Here is a 17875-nt window from a genome sequence, read left to right on the forward strand (position 1 = left end):
TAGCAATATATATACGATGTTTTGATGATTTTTCTTTGTTTTTCTCGTTTTTTTTATACTTTTGCAAACTAGTCATAACGGGCTAGCAACCCTTTGAGGCTACTAATCCGTTGATTATTGGGAACTTAAAAAATTGTGACTATGTATTGGACGCTTGAACTGGCATCGAAGCTCGAGGATGCTCCCTGGCCCGCGACAAAAGATGAATTAATTGACTATGCGGTACGTTCGGGTGCGCCGCTTGAAGTGCTCGAAAATCTGCAGGAGATAGAAGACGAAGGCGAAATCTACGAATCCATCGAAGATATCTGGCCCGACTACCCCTCCAAAGACGACTTCTTCTTCAACGAGGAGGAGTACTAAAAAGAATTTTGAGGATAATCGCCTCAGAATAATAAAGTTAAAAACGACGGCGGAACGATCTGAGAATCATTCCGCCGTCGTTTTAGCGTTTCCCGGAATCAGAAGTCAGGGAATCCACAATACTTCCTCCACGGCATAACGGGCCGTAAGCGAGCGTCCCAACAGGTAGAAATAATCCGAGAGGCGGTTGAGCCAGACCAGCACCGTGGGATCGACGCCGTATTTGGCGTCGGCGCGGAGCGCAGCGCGTTCGGCGCGGCGGCAGACTGTGCGACAAACATGGCACATCGACACGACGGCGTTTCCGCCGGGAATCGTGAATTTGTCGATCGGTTTGAGATTCTCCTGCAGGGCGTCGATACGCTCTTCGAGCCACGAAATAGTCTCCGGAGCCAGCGGGGCGACCTTGTCGCTCCCCGACTCACCCACCGCCAGCAGGGCCTCGACCGACATCAGCCGCGAAAGAATGCGGTTCAGGTCGTCGACATCGACCGTCAGCGCAGCATCGGCACGCATGTTGTCGGCCAGCAGCGCCGTGAAAGCCGCCAGTTCATCCACCGAGCCGTAGGCTTCGACCCGTTCGTCGGTTTTGAAGACCCGCTCACCGCCGATGAGCGAAGTCATCCCCTTGTCTCCCGTTTTCGTGTATACTTTCATATCCTGAAATGTTGTTTCGGCAAATGGTTGTTGAAAATCAGCAGGTAACCGCGGTTGTCGACCGTCGTCGAAGAGTGTCCCGCGACGATCTGTCCGCACAACGCCTGGCGTTCGCAGCCGTCGTAAGGCGACATCAGCGCCACGGTATGTCCCGCTTCAGCCGCCGCACGCACCAGGGCGAGCGTTGCGGCCCGCGGCAGGTCGCGCGTTGCGATGCAGAGTTCCGCATCCGCACGATTCACGCCAAAGGTCGTGTAACCGCAATGAATCATCAGGTTTTGCAACTGCACGGCACGGCGGCGGGAAACGCCCGCAGCAAGCAGGGCTTCGTACAAAGCCCGGTCGCCGGGCAGCAGGCCGTCGCACATGAATACGCGACGCACGATCTCGTAAACGAACGGCGAATGGACTCCGTGGCCGCGGAAATAGCGGGCGCGGGAGAGGCGGTTGCGCAGTTCGGAAACCCGTCCGGGCAGCCTGATGGAAATGGGATGTCCGCCGATCTTCATAACCGCTATTGTTTGAGCATTCCAGCCAGACGGCCCGTCGAGAAAGCAATCTGGAGGTTATAACCGCCCGTGTTGGCGTCGATGTCGAGCACCTCGCCGGCAAAATACAATCCTTTGACCTTCAGCGACTCCATCGTATAAGGATTCACCTCGTCGCAGCGCACGCCGCCGGCCGTCACCACGGCGTATTCGAACGGCGCATAATCCGTAATCGGGAAAGTCAGTCCCTTGAGCGTACGGACCAGCCGCATAATCTGCTCTTCGGTGAGTTTGCTGACGTAGCAATTCGCCCGGATGTCCAATTCCTGCGCCAACGGCATCACCAGCGGCTTGGGAACCAATTTGCGCAACAGTTCCCCGAAGAAATCCGTGGGTTGCAGTTCGGCAATTTCACGGGCGATACGCTCGTGCAGCACCTCCTCGGTCAGCGCAGATTTGAGGTCGAGAACCAACTTCACGCGCTTCTCGTCGATCAGCGCGTCCACCGCATCGCGGCTCATGCGCAGCGCCACGGCCCCTTCGATGCCGCGTTCGGAAAATCCGATCTCGCCGAACTCCTCGCGCACAGGTTCGTTATCGACGTAAAGGATCGCCTTCACGTTGCGCAACAGCACTTTGTCGAGAGAACGACCCAGGGCGTGCGAGGTCACGAGCGGCGTCAGCGAAGGACGCAGCGACTCGATCGTATGCCCCAAATCGGCGGCGAACGTATAGCCGTCGCCCGTCGATCCGGTCGCAGGATACGAAACACCGCCCGTCGAGACGATCACCTGCCCGCACTCCTCCTTGCGTTCGAAGCCCCGCCGGTTGATATATTTCACGCCGAAGACTTTGCTCCCGAGGGTCATGATCTCCGTAACACGCGTATTGTAGATGATTTTAACACCGTTATCGACGCAAAACTCCAACAGGGCATTGGCGATGTCCCAGGCTTTGCCGCTCTCGGGGAAAACCCGGTCGCCGCGCTCGATTTCGAGTTTCACGCCTGCGCGTTCGAAAAACTTGATCGCCGCCCGGTTGTTGAACTCCGAGAAGGCAACCTTGAAGAACTCGGCGTTCGCCCGCACCTGATCGGCAAACTCCTCGGCCGGCCGCGCGTTGGTGACGTTGCAGCGACCCTTGCCGGTGATGCGGACCTTACGGCCCGATTTCTCCATTTTTTCGATCAACAGCACGCGCTTGCCGTTGCGCGCCGCCGTGCCCGCGGCCATCATGCCCGCAGCGCCAGCCCCGATGACGATAACGTCGAAAGGCTGTTTTTCTTCCAATTCTTCCATACGGGTGCAAAATTAGGAATTAAAAATGAAGAATGAAGAATTAAAAATCAAAAACATCCAAAAACTCCCGCGAAATGGCCGACTACCCCGGATTGCTAATTTTTAATTTTTAATTTTTCATTTTTAATTTGCTTTTCACTACCTTTGCAGCCGTTAAAATCGTTCTAAAAGAAATGTTGAGCAGAAGATTACTCCGTATAAAGGTCGTCAAGGCGCTGTTCGCCCATCTCAAATCGGGTGCAGACAACATGATGGCGTCGGAAAAAACACTGATGGCATCCGTCGACAAGGCCTATGACCTCTATTTCCAGATACTGATTCTTCCCGTGGAGATCGCGCGTTACGCCGAGCAACGCCAGGAGCTGGCCAAACAGAAAAAACTGCCGACATTCGAAGACCTCAACCCCAACACCAAGTTCGTGGACAATGCCGTGATCCGCGTCATCGCCAACAGCGATGCCGTGAACGACCGTGTGGCGGCCCGCAAACTGGGCTGGGAAAGATATCCCGAACTGATCCGTACGCTCTACACGCAGCTCACCGAGAGCGAATACTACAAGGACTACATGGCGCGCGAAGAGCGCTCGTTCGACGAGGACAAGAAGCTGCTCGAAGATTTCTTCAAGGAGTTGCAGAGCTGCGAAGCGCTGGACGACATACTGGAAGAGATGTCGATCCTCTGGACCGACGACCTTCCCTATATCGTGATCATGATCCTGCGCACGCTTTCGAACCTGCGTCCTTCGCACACCGAACTGAAGGTTCCCGCGAAGTTCAAGAGCAGCGAAGACCCCGAGTTCGTCAAGACGCTGTTCGAAAAATCGCTGGTCAACTACTCCTCCTACCAGGACTACATCGAGAAATTCACTTCGAACTGGGACGTGGAGCGTATCGTCTTTATGGACAACCTGATCATCGGGACGGCGATGGCCGAACTGACTTCGTTCCCGTCGGTTCCGGTCAAGGTGACGCTCGACGAGTGGATCGAGATTTCGAAATACTACTCCACCCCGGGCAGCAGCACCTTCATCAACGGCGTACTGGACAAGATCGTCGAATCGCTGACGGCGGAAGGACGCATCAAGAAGACCGGGCGCGGCCTGATCTAACCCCACGCCTGTCCATGACCCGCGCGCTCGTGATTCTCGCCTTGGCGGCACTCACCGCGGCATGCGGCATACGCCCCCGCGCAGTCGAACGCAAAGGCCGGATTATCTCGCTAACGGATTCGATTCTCACTACGGGAGGTACGGACACCGTGCGTTTCGGACGCCTCGGCTCGGGTGAAATCGCCGTGCTGCGCCTGTGGCTGGCCAACGACTCGAGCCGCCCTGTAGCCGTCACCTCCTATCAGCGCAACTGCGGATGCACGACGCTCGAATTTGATTCACAACCGATTGCACCGGGCGATGCCCGCCAGGTGGAACTCACCTTCGATTCGCGCGGCGAACGGGGCTGGCAGCTCAAGGTCCTGGACATCACGCTGGCGGGAGCTCAGCACCCCCTGCGGCTGCTCGTCGAAGCCGATGTCGAATAAATACTTGTTTATTCGGCAATAATTTGTATCTTTGCTTCGTTCACTGAAATAAACACTTAAAACAGAATAACAGTATGATTAATTTTCTTCAGGCAGCACCCATAGAGCCCCAGCCGGGATTCATGCAGCAGTACAGTTTCGTAATTATGATCGGCCTCATGGTGCTGGTTCTCTGGCTCTTCATGTGGCGTCCCGAGGCCAAGCGCCGCAAGCAGATGCAGTCGTTCCGCGAAGGGCTGAAAAAGGGCGACAAGATCATCACCGCCGGCGGTATCTACGGTGTGGTGAAGGAGATCAAGGAGACTACCCTGCTGATCGAGGTCGACGGCAACGTCACGCTGCGCATCGACAAGAACATGGTCGTAGCCGACAATTCGGACCTCCAGCGCCAGTAGAGGTAACCCACGTATAAAAAAGAGCTGCAAGTATTTGCAGCTCTTTTTTTGTGTCTATCCGAACAGTTTCAGCGCCCCGATGTCGATAATCCGCTGGTTGGAACTTCCCCGGAAGTCGAGCGACAGATCGCGCAGCGCCTCGACATAACGTCCGTCGACCAGCGTGTCGATCCACCGCAGGCACTCCCGCCGGGCCGGGTCCGCAAGACACTCTTCGAGCGTATAACCCGTGTAGCACCAGACGTTCTGCCCCGTGCGCTCCTTCACGAGCCGCAGGAAAGCAGCCATCGGTTCGGGCCGCAGCAGCGGATCGCCGCCGCTGAGCGTCACACCGTCGAGGATCGGATTCGCGGCGATCGCCGCGCAGATATTTTCGGCCCACTCCACGGTCAGCGGTTCGCCCCGGCGGGGATCATGACTTTCGGGATTATGACAGCCGGGGCAATGGTGCGCACAACCCGCGAAATAGATCGCATAGCGCAGCCCGTAACCGTCGGAGATGGTTTCGGGGTAGGTGGCGATAATTCTTAATAAATCCATTGCGTTTTCATAACATGAATACAACTCCGTTGGTCTCGATTCACGGCGTCCCGCCGTGTTTACAAATCCGACCCACCCCTAAATCCCCGCCTTAGGCGGGGACTTGCCGCACGCGACCGGAGATGGCGGCAAAAAAAGAATCCTTCCGCCGGGTGAATTTTGATTTTAAGGGGGCGGATAGGGGTCCGCCAATTTCGATTATCGCAGAGCAGGTTTTGGGCTTCGTGAAGTGGGGCGAAGCAGGAGCATACAAGCGTATGTGACTGTTTCGCCCCGCAAGGGAAGTGCAAAAGATGCCAGTGAGAATCGAAATTACCGGTGCTTGACCCGATCACGCTCTTCGGCCTGCTTGGCCGAGTTCCACGATTCGAGGCTGCCGGTCAGGTAACCCGTGATGCGGCGCATACGCAGGATGTCGTCCGAACCGCAGACGGGGCATTTCGAGTAAATCACGCCGCGATGGCCGCACTTGCGGCAGGTGTCGATCGGATGGTTGATCGAGCCGTAGCCGATCCCCTCGTCCTGCATGACCTTCACGATCTTGAGGATCGCCACGGGATTCTTCTTCGCCTCGCCGTCCAGTTCGACGTAGGTGATATGCCCGCCGCGCGTGATGGCGTGGAACGGCGCTTCGAGGCGGATTTTCTCGACGATGGAGACCGGTTCGCGTACGTCGATATGGAACGAGTTGACGTAGTAGTCGCGGTCGGTGACGCCCGGAATCTCGCCATAACGTTTGCGGTCCATGCGCGTGAAGCGTCCGCTCAGGCCCTCGGCCGGAGTCGCCAGTACCGAATAGTTGAGTTCGTATTTGGCCTTGTATTCATCGACCACACGGTTCATCACCGCCACAGCGTCGTAAAGCGTCTGCCACGCCTCCTTCGAAGCGGCATGCCCCTCGCCGTAGATCGCCACCATCGCATTGTGGCCGCCGATAAAACCGATGCCCAGCGTGCCGTGCTTGAGCACGTCGCCCACCTCGTCGTTGGGCTGCAACTTGCCGCCGCCCTTCCAGACATCGTTCGACATCATGAACGGGAACTGCCGCGCCAGTGCCGTACGCTGGAACTGGTAGCGCTCGTAGAGCTGCTCGGCCATCATCGTCGCGGTCTTGCGCACCGATTCGAGGAAAATTTCGCGCGCCTCCTTGCGGATCGCGTGTTTGTTGCCGTCGGGAATCATATCTTCGGCCTCGCGCATCGCCTCGATGGCCAGCCGCGGCAGGTTCATCGACGTAAATGAGAGGTTGCCGCGCCCCCACGACGATTTTTCACCGTGCAGGTCCTCGAAGACACGCGTACGGCATCCCATCGTCGCCACCTCGTAGCGGAAGCGGTCGGGATCGTCGATACGCCACTTTTCGTGGCGGTTGAACGGCGCGTCGAGGAACATGAAGTTGGGAAACAGCGCCACGGAAGTCGTACGGCACGCTTCGATCAGCAGGTCGAAGTTCGGAGTCTTGAACGCGATCTCCCCGGCCAGCGCCTTGTCGAAATCCTTAACGGCTGCGGCATAATCCTCCTCGGACCACGAAACCCCCTCCTTGATCTTGAAAATCTGGATCGGGAAGACCGGAACTTCGCCGTGCCCCAGGCCTTCGATCGTGGCGGAGAGCAGTTCGCGGATGACCATGCGGCCTTCGGGCGAGAAGTCCGTACCGTAATTCACCGAGCTGAACACCACCTGGTTACCGCCGCGCGAGTGCATCGTATTGAGGTTGTGGATAAATCCCTCCATCGCCTGGTGCGTCTCCTTACGCGTCGTGTCGTAGGCCTGTTTCCAGATGCGGCGGATGTCCTCGTCGGCAACCTCCACGCCCGATTCGCGCAAGGCGGCGAACAAGCGGCCCACTGCGGCTTCGCACGGTTCGATCGTCGGCACGTGTTCGGCGACAAGCGCCTTCAGCGCGGCACGTTCGGGCATGCACGCCCCGGTTACCTGGCACAGGAACAGCGTCATATCGGTCAGGTGTTTGCGGAAGGTCTTCAGCACGCCCGGGGCCATGAAATGGTCGAAAGCCGGGATCGACTGCCCGCCGTGCTGTTCGTTCTGGTTGGTCTGGAAGACGATCGTGGCCAGCGTGGCGTAGCTCTGGATCGACTGCGGCGTGCGCACCGAGCCGTTCTTGGTCGCAAAGCCCCGTTCGTAGATGTCGCCCAGATCGTACTGGATGCAGGTCGTGGTCTTGGTGGGATAGTAGTCCAGGTCGTGGATATGGATATCCCCGTCGCGGTGGGCACGGCCGTGGCGCACACCCACGAGGTATTTCAGGGCATAATCCTTAGTAATTTCCGACGCGAAGGTCATCATCTGCCCGGCAGGCGTATGCGACGACATGTTGGCATTCGAGAGGTTGATATCATTTTTCTCGACGGTCACGATGCCGTCCATCACCCCTTTGATCGACGAACGGCGGTCGCGCTCAACGTTGCGCCACTCCCGGTAGATAATATAACGTTTGGCGATCGAAGGGTTGCGCTTCATCAGCCGCTCCTCGACCATGTCCTGAATCTCTTCGACCGAAATCTCGGCCTTCGTAATCGCAGCCGCCACATCGGAGGCGATTTGTGCGACAGCCTGCTCTTCATCCGTTATGCCGCCCGCGCGAAAGGCCTTCGTAATGGCGCGGACGATTTTCTCCAAGGAGAAAGGCTCGGTTTTACCATCACGTTTAATGATGGAAATTTGCGTGTAATCCATTGTAATTGAGTATATACGTTTCACAATCGGCCCCGTTGCCCCGCGGGTCCGCATCGCATGCGCAAAGGCAGGTCTTCTGACTCGCACCGACCCTCAGGCAGCCTTCCCGTCCCCGACGGAACAGTGGCTCGACGATTTGCCTGCGGCATAAAGTGCATACAGCAGCGGGAACTGTCCGGGATTCGCACCCGATTCCCTCTTCTCCTCCGTCCCGCCGGGGCGGAGGACACCTTTGCGGATGACAAAAGTCCCCATTATTCCCCGACTTTCAAAATTCCGGAGACAGAAGTTTTCAACATTTTGTGAAAGGTTCCGAGTTTCGTATCTTTGCACTATCAAACTGAAAAACCGTAACTCCATGACACAGAAAATATCGCACGCCTGCCTGGGAACCTGCTCGCGGCAAATCGACATCGAGATCGAAGATGGCATCGTCCGCAACGTCGTATTTACGGGCGGCTGCCACGGCAACCAGCAGGGAATCGCAGCGCTCGTACGCGGGATGAAGGCCGCGGAAGCCGTCGCACGGCTCGAAGGCATCGACTGCCGCGGGCGCGGGACCTCGTGTCCCGATCAGTTGGCAAAAGCGCTGAAAAAGACTTTATAAAAGACGGCCGCCGAATCGGGTACGGATTTTGTGCTCAATCCAGCGTCCTAAATTGCAAAACTATGTATTTCTTATGGTATCTGCTGATCGGTCTGGCGGCCGGATGGATCGCCAACCTGATCGTCAAAGGCGGGGGCTCAGGGCTTTTCGTCAACCTGATCGTCGGACTCATCGGCGGCGTGCTGGGCGGCTGGCTCTTCTCGTTTTTCGGATGGGTTCCCGTCGGTACGCTGGCCAGCCTGGCGACAGCCGTCATCGGCTCGATCATCCTGTTATGGATCGCAGCGCTCATCTCCCACCGCAAGATTCGTTAAACCAACAAACCTATGAAAAACCAGAAAATCGACCAGGCGGCCGATCAGGCCAAAGAGACGATGGAGTTTTTCGGCGAAAAACTCGACGATGCGACACAGTGCGCGGCGGAAGCCGAAGACAAACTGAAAGAAGGTGTGCTCCGCGCCGCGGACAAGGCCGAAGAAGCCGTTACGGCCGCTGCCGACCGGGTGCGCGAAAAGGTGCGCAACTAGTCCGGCGACATGTCCTATTCAACAAAAAAGGTGGTTATACAACCACCTTTTTTTGTTGAGCTGCCGGGATTCGAACCCAGAACGACAGAACCAAAATCTGCTGTGTTACCATTACACCACAGCTCAAACATTCGCTCGAAAGCGAGTGCAAAGATAAACAAAAAATCGCAAAAACCAATCCGAGACACAAAAAATGCCCCATCCGGCAGCCGCGATGCCCGGTAATTTATTAACTTTGCGGCTAACGGACTTTCTAAGAAACATATAAATATGATAGCTACAATGATTCTGCTCTTCGTGGTGGGTTATCTCTTCATCGCGTTGGAGCACAAAACCAGGATCGACAAATCGGCCATCGCCCTGTTGATGGCCGGAGCGATCTGGACGGTTTTCAGCCTGCTGGGCAACGATCCCAAAATCCAGTCCGAACTGGTGGAGCAGCTCGGCGACACCTGCGAAATCCTCGTTTTCCTGATCGGGGCCATGACAATCGTGGACCTGATAGACAGTTACGGCGGGTTCAACGTCATCACCGACCATATTACCACGCGCAACAAGCGCAAGCTGATGTGGCTGCTGGCGATCATCACCTTTTTCATGTCGGCCGCCCTGGACAACATGACCACCACGATCATCATGGTCATGCTGCTGCGACGGCTGATCGCCAACAAGAAGGAGCGGTGGATTTTCGCCAGCGTGATCGTCATCGCGGCCAACAGCGGCGGCGCATGGTCGCCCATCGGCGACGTGACGACCATCATGCTGTGGATGCGCGGCAACGTCTCGGCGGCAAATCTGGTCGCCAACCTCTTCCTGCCGTGCCTCGTGTCGGTCGTCATCCCCACGGCCATCGCCTGCCGCTACATCCACAACACGGAAGCCGCACCGGTCAGCTCCAAGGCCCTTGCGACAGGATGCCCCGAGTGCATCGGTCCGCGCCTGCGCAAATTCATGCTCGTCACGGGCGTGCTGAGCCTCTTGTTCGTCCCCGTATTCAAGAGCCTGACGGGCCTGCCGCCCTACATGGGCATGATGGTGTCGCTGGGATTCATGTGGGTGCTCTCCGAAATCATCTACGACCGCAAGCGCAGCATCCGCAACATGGAGGCGTCGATCCAGCCGCGTGTTTCCAAGACCCTGAAGCACATCGACATGCCGACGATCCTCTTCTTCCTCGGCATCCTGATGGCCGTAGCCGCCCTGCAAACGGGCGGCGTGCTGACCGACATGGCCGACTGGCTGGACAAGACCGTACACGAAGTCTTCACCATCGCGGGCGCCATCGGCCTGCTCTCGTCCGTGGTGGACAACGTGCCGCTGGTTGCGGCCTGCATGGGTATGTACCCGGTAGCGGACGCCGCTGCCGTGGCGGCGAGCGTCGATCCGGCATTCGCACAATATTTCGTGGAGGACGGCCTGTTCTGGCATCTGCTGACCTTCTGCGCCGGCGTGGGCGGCAGCCTGCTGATCATCGGCTCGGCGGCGGGCGTCGTGGCGATGGGACTCGAAAAGATCAATTTCGGCTGGTATTTCCGGAAAATAAGCCTCCTGGCCCTGGCCGGCTATGTGGCCGGCATCGCGGTCATCTGGCTCGAACACATGCTGATCGGCCTCTGATAAAAAAAGCTCCTCGTTGCGAGGAGCTTTTTTCTTATTCCAATTTGGCCATGAATTTTTCGCGGTCGACGATGTAGCGGATGTGAATGCCTTCGCCGATCATTCCCCCGGCATCGCGGGCTCCCACGTTGAAGGTCAGTTTGCGCCCCTCGATCTCGGTCAGCACGGCCGTCGCCGTGATTTCGGCCCCCGGCCCCGAGGGTTTGATATGCGTGACGTTCATCTCGGCGCCGACGGTGGTCGACCCTTCGGGCAGCGCGGAAGCCACAGCCGTCATGGCGGCATTTTCCATCAGCGCCACCATCGCGGGAGTGGCGAAAACGGCAAGGTCGCCCGAACCCATCGCGGCGGCCGTATTACCGGCAGCGACGGTTGCGGCGCTGCGGGCGGAAAGTCCTTTTTCAAGCATAATATTATTCGTTTGCAATTCGTTTATTCGGTTGAATCGTTATCTTTGCCGCATAGGCTGTGCAAACCGGATGCAAAACCCCGCAGGGCCGCCCCGGACATAGTTGCAAAGGTAACAAAATTTCACAGACATTGAAAAAGTGGCTCTTCCTGCTCATCGTACTCGTCGCGGCGCTTCCCGAAGCGCAGGCGCAGGGCGGCCGTGGCTTCTGGCATCAGGAGTGGACGGTCGAGAAGGGCGATTCCATTCCGCTGGTCCACATACTGCCGGTATACGTTTTCAGCCGTCCGGTCGACCTGCGACGCTACCGCCGGCTGGTGGACGCCGTGAAGAAGGTCTACCCCATTGCCAAAATCGCCAAAGCCAAGATGGCGACGATGGAGGAGGAGCTGTGCCGCCTGCCGACCAAAAAGGCCCAGAAGGAGTATATCAAGCAAATCTACCAGGAGATCAAGGACGAATATACGCCTGTCCTGAAGCACATGACCCGCACGCAGGGCCGCGTGCTGCTGAAACTCATCGACCGCGAAACGGAATACACCGCCTACGAAGTGCTCCGGGAGTTCCGCGGCGGCTTCGTGGCGGGATTCTGGCAGGGAATTTCGAAAATTTTCGGCCAAAACCTCAAATCAGAATACGACAAGGACGGCGAAGACAGGATGATCGAGCAGATCATCATCTATTACGAGGCCGGACTGATCCGGTAAAAATCCCTAAAAATTGAACGACAGGCCCACGCCCAGTCCCATGTAGGAACGCGAAGGACGAAACTCCCCGGCGCGGAAATTGTCGGTCAGGTAGCAATGGTAGGTGAAGTCGCCGAAGAGGTTGAAACGCCAGATCGGAATAATCAGCCGCGCTCCTACGTCGAACGTACACGAGAAACGCTGCCGGACGGTATAGGGCCGCCACGAAGGGTCGGTCGTCGAATAGCCTTCGGTCGTAAACGGCCCGCACATCAGTCCCGGGGTAAAACCCGCATGCACTTCGAATGCCGAAGGCAGAATCGAGAGCAACGCATTGAGGAAATAACTGCCGTCCGCCGACCTGTCGTCGGGGTAATATTCGTGGTTATAGTAATATCCCCGGTCTTCGAGCGCATATCCCGTCGCACGAAAGTGCCTGGTCCGCCAGGTGAATTGCAGCGGCACGGAGAAATAGTCGTTGGCGTCCTCGTCGATAAAGACGTTCAGCCCGGTCCTGAAACCGATGTTGTAAAAATTATAACGGGCATAGTCGATCGAAAAGGCCTGCAACTCGGGTCCCCGCCCGTCGCCCACATAGATTTGCGCCCCATAGCGCACGCCCAGTTCATTGTCGAACGTCTTCGGGGACGGCGGCATCTCGTGCTCGCCGGGATAGACGAGGGTTTGCGCTGCGGCTGTCCCGGTCGCGGCAGCCAGCAGCAGGAAGACAAGGAGTCTCTTCATTGCATGTAATTCGGTTAGGTCCGTCGTCAAAGGTATAAAAAAGCGCACAACGTCGGTACATGGGGCAATTTTTAATTCACGAAGCTTTATTTTTTCATTCTGTTTGCCTATCTTTGCCGGGAATTAATCCCGGCTCAGACGGACGGCGCCCGGCAAGGTCAGAAAAACCGGCCGCAGCATCCCGGCCTGTACGGTCTCTGCGGGCAAAATTTCACAGTATATGTTTGAAAATTTAACAGATAAACTCGAACGGTCGTTTAAAATCCTCAAAGGCGAGGGCCGCATCACCGAAATCAACGTCGCGGAGACACTCAAGGAGATTCGCCGCGCACTGATCGACGCCGATGTCAACTACAAGGTAGCCAAGACTTTCACCGACGAGGTGAAGCAGAAGGCCCTGGGCCAGGACGTGCTGAAAGCCGTCAAACCGGGCCAGATGATGACCAAGATCGTACGCGACGCGCTGGCCGAACTGATGGGCGGCACGGCCACGGACATCCGGCTGGAGGGTACTCCGGCGGTAATCCTGATCGCGGGTCTCCAGGGTTCGGGTAAGACGACTTTCTCGGGCAAACTGGCCTCGCTGCTCAAGAGCAAGAAAGGCCGCCAGGTGCTGCTCGTAGCGGGCGACGTTTACCGTCCTGCGGCCATCGACCAGTTGAAGGTGCTCGGCGGGCAGATCGGCGTAGAAGTCTACACCGAAGAGGGGAACAAAAACCCCGTGCAGATCGCTGAAAACGGTATCAAATACGCCCGGCAGAAGAATTACAACGTAGTGATCGTCGACACCGCGGGCCGTCTGGCCGTGGACGAGACGATGATGCAGGAGATCACGGCGATCAAGGCCGCCGTGAAGCCTTCGGAGACGCTCTTCGTCGTGGACGCCATGACGGGCCAGGACGCCGTGAACACCGCCAAGGAGTTCAACGACCGCCTCGACTTCGACGGCGTGGTCCTCACCAAGCTCGACGGCGACACCCGCGGCGGTGCGGCCATTTCGATCCGTTCGGTAGTCAACAAACCGCTCAAGTTCATTTCAAGCGGCGAGAAGATGGACGCTTTGCAGGTGTTCCACCCCGAGCGTATGGCCGACCGAATCCTGGGCATGGGCGACGTGGTGTCGCTCGTGGAACGCGCCCAGGAGCAGTTCGACGAGGAAGAGGCCCGGAAGCTGAAGAAAAAACTGGTGAAGAACCAGTTCAATTTCAACGACTTCATTTCGCAGATTCAGCAGATCAAGAAGATGGGTAACCTCAAGGACCTCGCTTCGATGCTCCCGGGCATGGGCAAGATGCTCAAGAACGTGGATATTCCGGACGATGTCTTCAAGCAGACCGAGGCGATCATCTCGTCGATGACCCCTTCGGAGCGCAAGCACCCTGAGATCATCAACGCCCGCCGCCGCGAACGCATCGCCAAGGGTTCGGGTACGACGATGGCCGACGTGAACCGACTGATGAAGCAGTTCGACGACACGCGCAAGATGATGAAAGCCGTGGCAGGCGGCGGCATGAAGATGCCCAAGATGCCGGGCGGCATGATGCGCCGATAAACCCGATCACACAAAAATCCCCGGAACGCCGTTCCGGGGATTTTTTTACTCGGCCCAGCCGTTGCGGCGGACCTTTGCGGGGTCCCACTTCTGCTTGGGAGCAGGATTTTCGGCCGGATAACCGATCGGTATCACGTTGAGCGGCACGACGTGGCGGGGAAGCCCCAGCACGTTGCGAACGGCACGCACGCGATCCTCGTAGGAATACACGCCCGTCCAGACAGCCCCCAGCCCGACGGCATGGGCCGCCAGCAGCAGGTTCTCCGAAGCGGCCGCCGCATCCTGCACCCACCACCCGGCATTGGTCGCACCCTGCGACTCGGTCAGCACGCCGCACACCACGACCGCCATCGGAGCCGCAGCGGCGCTCTGCGCATAAGGCAGCGAGTCGGCCAGTTGCCGCAGCATGTCCTTGTCATCCACCACGATAAAGGCCCACGGCTGGCGGTTGCGGGCCGAAGGGGCCGACATCGCGGCGCGCAGCAACAGTTCGACCGTGTCGGCGCCCACCGGGCGGTCCTGGTAGGCGCGGATGCTGGTGCGCGCGGAAATGGCATCCAGCACCGCCTGTCCGGCATTGGAAGAGCTTCCGCCGCAGGAGACAACCAGCAGGATCGTCAGGACGATCCCGGGGACCATGTTGAAAATTTTCGGCATATTCATAAATTCGGTATTGCGGTTACGGCAAATATAACGGAAAAATTTCCGAAATGAAACCCCGGCGGTCTAAACGGCAAATTTACGGGGCAAATAATCGTTCCCGCGTTTGCAGGGGTCTGTTTTTATCGTTACCTTTGCACGTAATAGCTAAAAAACGCCCCTGACACAACATCAACTATGCATAAATCGGGCTTCGTAAATATCATCGGCAACCCCAACGTGGGTAAATCGACGCTGATGAACGCATTGGTCGGCGAAAAACTCTCGATCATCACCTCGAAGGCGCAGACCACGCGCCACCGCATCATGGGCATCGTCTCGGGCGAAGATTTTCAAATCGTCTATTCCGATACGCCCGGCATCCTGAAACCTTCGTACAAACTCCAGGAGTCGATGATGAAATTCGTGACGGGCGCCGTGACCGACGCCGACGTGATCCTCTACGTGACGGACACCGTCGAACGGAGCGAACGCTCGGCCGAAATCATCGAACGCATCAACCAAAGCGGCATCCCGACGATCGTGGTCATCAACAAGATCGACCTCACGACGCCCGAGGCCCTGGACGCACTGGTCGACAAATGGCAGGCCGAAATTCCCGGGGCACAGGTCGTTCCCACGTCGGCCAAGGAGAATTTCAACATCGAAGGGTTGTTCAAGACCATCCTCAGCCTGCTGCCCGAAGGCCCGGCGTTCTACCCCAAGGACACGCTCACGGACAAAACGCTGCGCTTCTTCGCTTCGGAGATCATCCGCGAGAAGATTCTCAAATTCTACGACAAGGAGATCCCCTACTGCTGTGAGATCGAAATCGAAAGCTACAAGGAGGAACCGACGATCGACCGTATCGCCGCGACGATTTACGTGGCCCGCGACTCGCAGAAAGGCATCCTGATCGGCCATAAGGGCGAGAAACTGAAGAAGGTCGGCCAGACGGCGCGCGAAGACATGGAACAGTTCCTCGGCAAGAAGGTTTTCCTCCAGTTGTTCGTCAAGGTCAGCGACGACTGGCGCAACAACGAGCGCCAGTTACGCCGATTCGGATACGAACAGGAATAATAAATCGCACGAAAAGCCCGTTAAAAGAGCAAAAACAGTCAGCATGCGGAAACTCATCGCCGGAATCATATTGGGGGCCGCCCTGCTGTGCGGCACGAAAACCTATGCACAGTACAACCGGGAATATTTCTTCTGGGTCGGCCGGTCGTGCATGATGAACAACGACTACCAGGAGGCCATCCGCACGCTGAATACCCTGCTGCGTTTCGACGAAGACGCTTTCGAAGGCTACTTCCTGCGCGGTATCGCCAAATACAACCTCGACGACCTGCTGGGCGCCGAGGACGATTTTTCGACGGCTATCCGCCTGAATCCCGTCTACACGCAAGCCTACACCTACCGCGCTATTACGCGTTCGCGCCTGGGCAATTACGACGATGCTTTGCAGGATTTCCGCGAGGCGATCGAACTGCGCCCCGACCTGCCGGGTCCTTATTACAGCCGCGGCGTGACGCGTCTTTTGAACCAGCAGTTCAAAGAGGCCATCGACGACTTCGACAAATTCATCCGCCAGGAAAACAAGGTCGCCGACGCATTCATCTGCCGGGGCTTGAGCTACCTGCACCTGAAAGACACCACGCGGGCCTACGAGAATTTCAACACCGCGATACGCACTAACCGCGAAAACCCCAACGGCTACAACCGCCGCGGCGGACTGCACCTCCAACAGGAGCAGTACAAGGAAGCGGAAGCGGATTTCAACAAGGCCATCGAGTGCGACTCGGCTTACCTACTCTCCTATTTCAACCGCGCATTGGTCTACTCGTCGACCAACCGTCCGATGCAGGCCCTGGCCGATTTCGACAAGGTAATCCAGCTCGATTCGACCAACTCGCTGACCTATTTCAACCGCGCGATGCTGCGCACGCAGATCGGCGACTACAACCGTGCGCTGGAGGACTACGACAAAGTGGCGCTCTATTCGCCCAACAACGTGCTGGTTTACTACAACCGTGCGGGCGTCTTTGCCCAACTGGGTGAGATCGAACGCGCCGTGGAGGACTACTCGTCGGCCATCAAACTCTACCCCGATTTCGCCAACGCCTACATTTACCGCAGCCGCCTGCGCGAGTTGCTGCGCGACCCGCAGGGAGCCAAGGAGGACCGCAATATCGCCCAGCGGAAAATCGCCGAATACAAGTCGCGCCTGAGCGACAGCACCTATTCGATCTATGCCGACACGACGCAGCGTTTCGACCGCCTGCTGTCGTTCGACAGCAAGTTCGCCGGAGGCGGTTTCGACCGCATCACGGGCCACAACGGCGGCCACGAGGAGATGCGCCTGCTGCCGCTGTTCAAGTTCACGCTGATGCGCCCCGACTCGGTTCCCGCCGTCAAGCCCTACCACCTCCAGCGTGTCGACGACTTCAAAAAACGCATCGACAACGAATACCTTACCCTGTCGTGCCGCGAAAGCAACATCGCGCCCGATACGCTCGTGATGCTCGACAAGCACTATGTGCAGGAACTCAAGACCAGCGAGCCTTCGTGGACCGTGCTCTTCGAACGCGCCGTCACACAGTCGCTCATCAAGCAGTACACCAACTCGGTGAGCACTTATTCGTCGGCCATCGAACTCAACCCGTCGAACCCGTTCCTCTACCTGAACCGTTCGACGACGCGCGCCGAGATGATCGACTTCATCTCGTCGATCGACAACTCCTACCAGCGGATCACGATCGACTCGGACCCTGCCAACCGATTGAACAACAATTCGAAACGCACGTACAGCTACGACGAGGCGGTGGCCGACCTGATCAAGGCCATCAAGCTCTTCCCCGACTTCGCCTATGCCTATTATAACCGAGGTAACCTGCTGGCCCTGTCGGGCAGCCTGCCCGAGGCATTCGAGGATTACTCGAAGGCCATCGAACTCAACCCCTCATTTGCCGAGGCCTACTACAACCGCGGCATCATCCAGATATTCATGAAGGACACCCGCAAGGGCTGTCTCGACATTTCGAAAGCCGGCGAACTCGGAATCACCGAAGCCTACGAGGTGCTGAAACGTTACGCATCACTGGATAACTAACTCA

The 17875-nt window shown here is 57.4% G+C and carries 20 protein-coding genes, 1 tRNA gene and 1 riboswitch; of the genes, 12 read left to right on the forward strand and 9 right to left on the reverse strand.

Features of this window, described 5'->3' with window-relative positions:
• The first annotated feature begins 141 nt into the window (after window positions 1-141).
• Window positions 142-363 carry a DUF2795 domain-containing protein gene (locus I2E69_RS00180; protein ID WP_009597992.1) on the forward strand — a complete coding sequence of 74 codons (222 nt, stop codon included), beginning with the start codon at window positions 142-144 and terminating at the stop codon, window positions 361-363.
• Window positions 364-468: 105 nt separating this feature from the next.
• Here I2E69_RS00180 and I2E69_RS00185 read toward each other — a convergent pair whose 3' ends face one another.
• From I2E69_RS00185 to I2E69_RS00195, 3 genes are read right to left on the reverse strand one after another with little or no spacing between them, the layout of a single operon-like run.
• Window positions 469-1020, reverse strand: a complete 552-nt coding sequence (locus tag I2E69_RS00185) for a cob(I)yrinic acid a,c-diamide adenosyltransferase (RefSeq protein WP_195458140.1) — start codon at window positions 1018-1020, stop codon at window positions 469-471.
• Window positions 1017-1529 (reverse strand): hypothetical protein, encoded by a 513-nt coding sequence (locus I2E69_RS00190; RefSeq protein ID WP_195458141.1) that lies wholly within the window; start codon window positions 1527-1529, stop codon window positions 1017-1019. The genes I2E69_RS00185 and I2E69_RS00190 overlap by 4 nt, the downstream gene beginning before the upstream one ends.
• Window positions 1530-1534: 5 nt before the next feature.
• On the reverse strand, window positions 1535-2806 hold the full coding sequence (locus I2E69_RS00195; protein WP_195458142.1) for an NAD(P)/FAD-dependent oxidoreductase: 1272 nt from the start codon (window positions 2804-2806) through the stop codon (window positions 1535-1537).
• Window positions 2807-2979: 173 nt separating this feature from the next.
• On the opposite strand from I2E69_RS00195, the gene I2E69_RS00200 reads away from it, so the two are divergent.
• The 3 genes from I2E69_RS00200 to yajC all read left to right on the forward strand — a co-directional run bounded on the left by I2E69_RS00200 (window position 2980) and on the right by yajC (window position 4738).
• Window positions 2980-3915 (forward strand): transcription antitermination protein NusB, encoded by a 936-nt coding sequence (locus tag I2E69_RS00200; RefSeq protein WP_195458143.1) that lies wholly within the window; start codon window positions 2980-2982, stop codon window positions 3913-3915.
• 14 nt (window positions 3916-3929) lie between these two features.
• Window positions 3930-4343, forward strand: coding sequence for a DUF1573 domain-containing protein (locus I2E69_RS00205; RefSeq protein ID WP_195458144.1), 414 nt, complete (start codon window positions 3930-3932; stop codon window positions 4341-4343).
• Window positions 4344-4417: 74 nt separating this feature from the next.
• On the forward strand, window positions 4418-4738 hold the full coding sequence (yajC, locus tag I2E69_RS00210) for a preprotein translocase subunit YajC (RefSeq protein ID WP_195458145.1): 321 nt from the start codon (window positions 4418-4420) through the stop codon (window positions 4736-4738).
• 54 nt (window positions 4739-4792) lie between these two features.
• On the opposite strand, the gene nrdG is transcribed toward yajC, so the two are convergent.
• A complete protein-coding gene (gene nrdG, locus I2E69_RS00215; RefSeq protein WP_195458146.1) occupies window positions 4793-5278 on the reverse strand; it encodes an anaerobic ribonucleoside-triphosphate reductase activating protein in 486 nt (161 codons plus the stop codon).
• A 312-nt stretch (window positions 5279-5590) separates the two neighbouring features.
• Window positions 5591-7978, reverse strand: coding sequence for an anaerobic ribonucleoside triphosphate reductase (locus I2E69_RS00220; protein WP_195458147.1), 2388 nt, complete (start codon window positions 7976-7978; stop codon window positions 5591-5593).
• A 48-nt stretch (window positions 7979-8026) separates the two neighbouring features.
• Window positions 8027-8227: riboswitch (cobalamin riboswitch) on the reverse strand.
• A 109-nt stretch (window positions 8228-8336) separates the two neighbouring features.
• On the opposite strand from I2E69_RS00220, the gene I2E69_RS00225 reads away from it, so the two are divergent.
• The 3 genes from I2E69_RS00225 (at window position 8337) to I2E69_RS00235 (ending at window position 9112) form a co-directional block, all read left to right on the forward strand.
• On the forward strand, window positions 8337-8585 hold the full coding sequence (locus I2E69_RS00225; RefSeq protein ID WP_195458148.1) for a TIGR03905 family TSCPD domain-containing protein: 249 nt from the start codon (window positions 8337-8339) through the stop codon (window positions 8583-8585).
• A 62-nt stretch (window positions 8586-8647) separates the two neighbouring features.
• Window positions 8648-8899, forward strand: coding sequence for a GlsB/YeaQ/YmgE family stress response membrane protein (locus tag I2E69_RS00230; RefSeq protein ID WP_195458149.1), 252 nt, complete (start codon window positions 8648-8650; stop codon window positions 8897-8899).
• A gap of 12 nt (window positions 8900-8911) precedes the next feature.
• On the forward strand, window positions 8912-9112 hold the full coding sequence (locus I2E69_RS00235) for a hypothetical protein (RefSeq protein WP_195458150.1): 201 nt from the start codon (window positions 8912-8914) through the stop codon (window positions 9110-9112).
• Between the two features lie 55 nt (window positions 9113-9167).
• On the opposite strand, the gene I2E69_RS00240 is transcribed toward I2E69_RS00235, so the two are convergent.
• Window positions 9168-9238, reverse strand: a tRNA-Gln gene (locus tag I2E69_RS00240).
• Window positions 9239-9382: 144 nt separating this feature from the next.
• Here I2E69_RS00240 and nhaD point away from each other — a divergent pair.
• Window positions 9383-10729 (forward strand): sodium:proton antiporter NhaD, encoded by a 1347-nt coding sequence (gene nhaD, locus I2E69_RS00245; RefSeq protein ID WP_195458151.1) that lies wholly within the window; start codon window positions 9383-9385, stop codon window positions 10727-10729.
• Between the two features lie 34 nt (window positions 10730-10763).
• Here nhaD and I2E69_RS00250 read toward each other — a convergent pair whose 3' ends face one another.
• Window positions 10764-11138 carry a thioesterase family protein gene (locus tag I2E69_RS00250; protein WP_195458152.1) on the reverse strand — a complete coding sequence of 125 codons (375 nt, stop codon included), beginning with the start codon at window positions 11136-11138 and terminating at the stop codon, window positions 10764-10766.
• Between the two features lie 131 nt (window positions 11139-11269).
• Here I2E69_RS00250 and I2E69_RS00255 point away from each other — a divergent pair, with 131 nt between their 5' ends.
• Window positions 11270-11845 carry a DUF4294 domain-containing protein gene (locus I2E69_RS00255; RefSeq protein WP_195458153.1) on the forward strand — a complete coding sequence of 192 codons (576 nt, stop codon included), beginning with the start codon at window positions 11270-11272 and terminating at the stop codon, window positions 11843-11845.
• A 6-nt stretch (window positions 11846-11851) separates the two neighbouring features.
• Here I2E69_RS00255 and I2E69_RS00260 read toward each other — a convergent pair whose 3' ends face one another.
• A complete protein-coding gene (locus I2E69_RS00260; RefSeq protein WP_195458154.1) occupies window positions 11852-12568 on the reverse strand; it encodes a hypothetical protein in 717 nt (238 codons plus the stop codon).
• Window positions 12569-12788: 220 nt separating this feature from the next.
• Here I2E69_RS00260 and ffh point away from each other — a divergent pair, with 220 nt between their 5' ends.
• On the forward strand, window positions 12789-14120 hold the full coding sequence (gene ffh / locus I2E69_RS00265) for a signal recognition particle protein (RefSeq protein ID WP_195458155.1): 1332 nt from the start codon (window positions 12789-12791) through the stop codon (window positions 14118-14120).
• 45 nt (window positions 14121-14165) lie between these two features.
• Here ffh and I2E69_RS00270 read toward each other — a convergent pair whose 3' ends face one another.
• Window positions 14166-14783 carry a nitroreductase family protein gene (locus I2E69_RS00270; RefSeq protein WP_195458156.1) on the reverse strand — a complete coding sequence of 206 codons (618 nt, stop codon included), beginning with the start codon at window positions 14781-14783 and terminating at the stop codon, window positions 14166-14168.
• 174 nt (window positions 14784-14957) lie between these two features.
• Between I2E69_RS00270 and era the strand changes: the two genes are divergently transcribed.
• Both era and I2E69_RS00280 read left to right on the forward strand, forming a co-directional pair.
• Entirely contained in the window at window positions 14958-15839 is an 882-nt protein-coding gene (era, locus tag I2E69_RS00275) for a GTPase Era (RefSeq protein WP_195458157.1), read from the forward strand.
• A 43-nt stretch (window positions 15840-15882) separates the two neighbouring features.
• On the forward strand, window positions 15883-17871 hold the full coding sequence (locus tag I2E69_RS00280; RefSeq protein WP_195458158.1) for a tetratricopeptide repeat protein: 1989 nt from the start codon (window positions 15883-15885) through the stop codon (window positions 17869-17871).
• Window positions 17872-17875: the final 4 nt, after the last annotated feature.

Origin of the sequence: Alistipes sp. D31t1_170403_E11, assembly GCF_015553985.1 — a bacterium.
GTDB classification, from domain to species: Bacteria; Bacteroidota; Bacteroidia; order Bacteroidales; family Rikenellaceae; genus Alistipes; species Alistipes montrealensis.